Annotated in this window: 4 protein-coding genes; 3 read left to right on the forward strand and 1 reads right to left on the reverse strand. The window is 36.9% G+C overall.

The window, feature by feature from the left end:
• The first annotated feature begins 714 nt into the window (after nt 1–714).
• From NKR21_RS21100 to NKR21_RS21110, 3 genes are all read left to right on the forward strand, one after another.
• Entirely contained in the window at nt 715–1,752 is a 1,038-nt protein-coding gene (locus NKR21_RS21100) for a protein rep (protein ID WP_253602607.1), read from the forward strand.
• A 120-nt stretch (nt 1,753–1,872) separates the two neighbouring features.
• The gene (locus tag NKR21_RS21105) at nt 1,873–2,091 is read left to right on the forward strand and encodes a hypothetical protein (RefSeq protein ID WP_144458572.1); all 219 of its coding nucleotides are present in this window, start codon (nt 1,873–1,875) and stop codon (nt 2,089–2,091) included.
• Between the two features lie 75 nt (nt 2,092–2,166).
• The gene (locus tag NKR21_RS21110; protein ID WP_144458571.1) at nt 2,167–2,883 is read left to right on the forward strand and encodes a DUF6060 domain-containing protein; all 717 of its coding nucleotides are present in this window, start codon (nt 2,167–2,169) and stop codon (nt 2,881–2,883) included.
• Between the two features lie 299 nt (nt 2,884–3,182).
• On the opposite strand, the gene NKR21_RS21115 is transcribed toward NKR21_RS21110, so the two are convergent.
• Nucleotides 3,183–3,656 carry a DUF3967 domain-containing protein gene (locus tag NKR21_RS21115; RefSeq protein ID WP_144458570.1) on the reverse strand — a complete coding sequence of 158 codons (474 nt, stop codon included), beginning with the start codon at nt 3,654–3,656 and terminating at the stop codon, nt 3,183–3,185.
• Nucleotides 3,657–5,213: the final 1,557 nt, after the last annotated feature.

Raw genomic sequence — 5,213 nt, forward strand, 5'->3', positions numbered from 1 at the left:
ATTTGAATGAAGAACCTCCAACGCTAACGTTTCCGCGTGCGAAAAGGTATTTAGGAGCCGGCACTTTGCTGACTCCTTTTTGCTTTGATTAAAAAAGCACCCTGAACATAAGCAGGATGCTTTTAACGTGTGCGGGCTTTTTTTATAGCTTATGGCTGTTTTAGATTTTTATTAAAAAACATTTTAAGTTTTGATTTCTGAAATGGAAAAAGCAATCTGATTGTAAAATCAAATTGCTTGAGTTTGAGACGAAGATTGATAATGGGGAGATCAAAATTCTTTTTATTATATGCTAGAGTGTGGAAGAGTGATCATTGAAAGTTAAGGTTATTAAAAATGGTTCATTTGGTTAGAATTTCAATAGGGGTGACCCTCCCCTCAATGCATGCAAGTAAAGAAAGATAAAATCTCTAGTGAGAATATTGTTTTTATTTTGAAGGAGCTGGTATGTCTGGCTTCTTTTTTGTTTTTGGGTTTTGATTTTTAAAAAGATGGCGGTTTCGCCAGATTTTTAGGCGATTTTGACGGAGTCAGAATCGTGTCTTTTCTTATCTTGATACATATAGAAACAACTCAATTTTAAAAAAGTGCTGTAATTCCAGTCGTGTCAAGGGTTTAATGGTGATTTGACAGTGAAAAACCCCATCTGCTATTATTAAAGTGCCAACCAAAATAATAGAGTGCTAGAGAACTAGCGTCAGAAAGGGTTTTTTTATGTGTAATACATGTAATTTTGTTGATTCCAATTCGGATTATACCATCCTTGAGGACAAAACCGCAACAGGTAAAAAGCGGGATTGGAGAGGAAAAAAGCGAAAATCTAAGTTGATGTCTGATCATTATAAGGCTTTGGAAAAGCGTACCGGTGCGCCTTACTACGGAAAAAAGGCAGAGAAAGTATGTGATTGTGCGGAATGTCTTGCGTTTAGGAGAGACAAAGAAACGGGGAGACTACGATTATATCAAGCCTATTTTTGTAAAGTGAGGTTATGCCCTATGTGTGCATGGCGAAGGTCGTTAAAGATTGCAAGTCATAATAAATTGATTGTGGAAGAAGCGAACAGGCAGTATAAGCCTGCGTGGATATTCCTCACGTTGACAGTCCGTAATGTCGAAGGTGATGATCTGAAACAGACCATTTCGGATATGATGAAAGCGTGGAATCGCTTGTTTGGATATAAAGCTGTCAAAACGGCGGTGCTTGGTTATTTCAGAGCTTTAGAGATTACAAAAAATCATGAACAAAATACATATCACCCGCATTTTCATGTGTTGATTCCTGTTCGTAAAGGTTACTTTGGGAAAAACTATATTAATCAAAAAGAATGGACAAGCCTTTGGAAGCGTGCAATGAAATTGGATTACACACCGATTGTGCATGTGCAGCGGGTCAAAGGGAAAAAGGGAATCGATGCTGAAGCGATTGAAAAAGAAGTGCGCGCAGAAATGGAAGAGCAGAAAGCCATTTTAGAGATTTCTAAGTATCCAGTGAAAGACACTGATGTGATACGTGGGAATGAAGTGACCGAGGAAAATTTGGATACTGTTTATTATTTGGATGATGCATTGAATGCCAGGCGTTTGATCGGTTATGGCGGGATCTTGAAAGAGATCCATCAAGAACTGAATTTGACGGATGCGGAAGATGGAGATCTGATCAGAATTGAAGAAGATGATGATGAGGTAGCCAATGAGACGTTTGAAGTCATGGCTCATTGGCATGTAGGAATAAAAAATTACATAGTACAGTAAAAAATGCAATTTTGTTACTTAATTACTAAAAATGGTCGGTACTATAGAAAGTTAACACTTATTGTTTTACAATTTCGTGGTTGAAGATAAAGGTATAGAGAATAAGAGGAGCGATGTTGAATGAATTCAATATTTATGATGTTGAGTGGACTATCTTTTTTGTTAGGTATTTTTTTATTATTTTTAGCTAAGGCTTTTACAGCTATTCTTGAATTAGCTTATGGTGTGGGCATTAATGATATAAATGAATATGGGTTTTCATACTATGCAATTTCTTGTTTTGTTTTAGGAGTATTATTCCCACTTGTGTTTTTATTTGGTAACTTTTCAAAAAAATAATAATTTATCTATAATTTGTTATATAATTAGATTGGATATTTAATATATCGAATCTAATTATAGGGTGAGGATTTTATGAAAAGTTTTAAGCTTTTGATAGCTATGTTTATGTTTTCTTTTGTATTTAGTGGGGTTGCTCAGGCTGAAGAATTAAATTCACCAGTAAGCGTTGATGATGGTGAAAAATTTTATTCTCCAGAGTTTGATGCTTTTGTAAATGCATTTAAATTATCAGATACAGGTGAATTGATAGAGTTAACATCACAAGATTATAATGCTTTAGATTTAAATTATGTATCAGAAGACGATTCATCAAATGTTTTGCAAGATGAAGAACCTAAAATTACAACAATGTCATTTCGTTCGTGGCTAGAATTCGTTCCTACTAAATCTACTTCTTATGTTGGAGATCCTATAAAAGTATCTGCAGATATTAGTTGTACAACTAGTACGTGTTCATTAGGACATGGGGTTACTTATAGTAAATCTATAGCTGTTACATATGGTGCGGCTACAAGTGTTGAAAAGATTGCTATGAATTCTTCTTTAAATATTAATTATACTTCTGTAAAAGCTACTACTACTTCTTTTACTTTTAATTTGAAAAAAGGACAAAAAGGATATGTAGCATTTAAACCATATAAAATTAGAAGAGATGGCTATTTCAAAGAATGTTACAATCAAGGTATGGGATGTCGAAAGCTAAGTAAAAAAGGATATGTTCGTATCCCTAAAAAATTATCGAATGGTAAAGCCAATGGAGTATTTTATTTTGTGCACAAGAAAAAGTAAAGAATAGTAACTGATAGAGATAAAAACAGGTTTGAGAGCCTGTTTTTATTTTTCTTAATATCATGAATTCGGTTGAGAAATTTTTTAAAATTGCGGTGTCCGCAAGCATTTTTTTATTTTTCAATGTTTCGTTTTGAGGAATATTTTTGTGATAGAATCCGTTCACTGTGGAGGTGAATGTGATGACGATTGTAATTAATGTGATGGATTTAGGAGCATTCATTACACGCTTGACGGAAATCGAGAGATTTTAGCACTCACACAGGGGTGTGTATAAGTGCGCCATTTTCATGGGTGGCCTATTTCCAAAATTGCCACCACTTTTTTTGTTGAGCAGCAGCAATCATTTTTTTTGTTTCAATGGATTCTTTCAAAGCGAGCATGAGATTTTCATCTCGCTTTTTTTGTTGTTCTTCAAATTGTTCGAGTCGTTTTAGGATGGCCCGATTGAATTCCTCTTGTCTTTGAATGAGATCGGCGACATTGACATCTTGTAGCGGTGTAGCGGTATCCGATATGGACAAGTTTGACCGATACAAGGTCGCTACAAGTTTGGTTACTTCTTCTAGTGATTTACCACTTAATTTAGAGTGTGTGTATATATACTCCATAGCGGCTAAATCGGACTCATTATACTGACGCCATCCCTTAGTGTCTCTGGCGAAATTATAGTCGTTTTTCTCAAGCATGGCGGCGTATTTGCGTATCGTGACGCTGGAGACATTGAGCTTGTTTGCAATGTCTTGTGAAGAAAGGTAGGTTTCGGGTTTCATAGCGGGTTCACCTCTTTATGATTCATTCGCTACGGTATACGCTACGCCCTCCTAGATCAAAAGGCAAAATGTTTTTGTTTTGCGTAGCGGGTTGAAAGAGAAAAATTTTAATAAGTGTCGCTAGAGACATTCGGGAAAAGGTGAAAAGAGCATAAGGGAAAACTGCAACCACTTTATGTTTGAAATCCCAGTGTGATTTGTTTCGTGGTGGTTGCGATTTTTGAAAGGAATGTGCCTAAAAATGAAATTCTGACACACCTTTTTTTAGGAGAAAAATGTGGTGATGTGGCAGAAACGGAAAAACTGCCACACCATAAAAAGGAAAAGTGAGAAGAATTGAGTAATGTTTTGTGTTTGAAAAGGAGCGCACCTGCACACAAAGAAAGGGAGCGTTTTGCAAAAAAATCAGTCGCAACAAGGGTTCAATAATGGGTGAATTAAGTTTGTGTTTGTTTTGTGTTGTTTCGGAAAAGTGTGCACTTAAAAGGAGCGTTACTGTTTAAAAAATGGAGTGGAAAATATATGGCATGAGTCAACGGTAAGCGGAACGAAAGTGAGCATTAAGGAGTTGACTCATTCACGACACCCAAAGCCTATTGATTCAAACAAACCCCGTTTGTTTGCGCCAGCCGAAGGGGCATCCCCCGAAGATCGGGGGTAGGGGGTTTGAATATTTGCGATCCAACGGGCTTACCGTTGGCGGGTTTGGGCAGCGCCCGAAAAGAGTCACTAGGGAACCAGTGCCCACTTATGAACCTAAATAGGTGCTGTGGTTTTTCTCTCCATTCAAAGCAGAATGCCAGGGCATTGTACGGTTGGCATGAAAGAGTAAAAAATGGTAAGATTAAAGAAATATTTGTGCGTCTGTTTTGTTTGGCGAAGGTGTGAGCGGAAGACGACGACAGTCGTCGAGTGGCAACGAAAAGCGAAGCACCGTAGCCAGCTGGAACCCCCTCACTCTAACAGGGGGGTAGTAATGTAAGATGCAAATAAAACGTATAAAAAAATATGTCGTGCATTTCAAAAATGCCGTTGAGAGCGTTCAGATTCGATTCTGAGCGCTTTTATTTTTGTTTAGGTAATTGAAATAGGGGGATGCGTCAAAAACGCTTATAAGGGCTTTAAATGCGTTTTTTCGTTTTGTCTGCTGCGATGACATTTAAAACCGGAATATGTCTTGTTTCCTAGTTTGTCTCAAAACCCTTCGGGTCTGTTTTTTGTTGTGCAGTAGGACCAAAATCCAAAAAAAATTTCCCCCTGCAGGGAAATTTTTTTTGGACGCCGATCTTTTCATGATGAGGATGCCAAATTCCCCTATCTCAGATGACAAGTGCAAATGCTCTTTTTAGTATATGTTGCTGCGTATATGTTGTGTGGTTTTTCTGAAATAAAAAGCAATCTGACTTTTTAAATCTGATCGCTTTTTATTAAAACGAAATTTATGGAGGTTGCTGAGTATTAACGATGGGGTTTCAATACTCACTCCAGTATATGTGAGGTTGCTGAAATGTGATTATTGGAAGTTCGAGATTATAAAAAATAGTGAAGTTGGTTAGA

This window comes from Bacillus sp. 1735sda2 (assembly GCF_024159245.1).
GTDB classification, from domain to species: domain Bacteria; phylum Bacillota; class Bacilli; order Bacillales; family Bacillaceae; genus Bacillus; species Bacillus pumilus_O.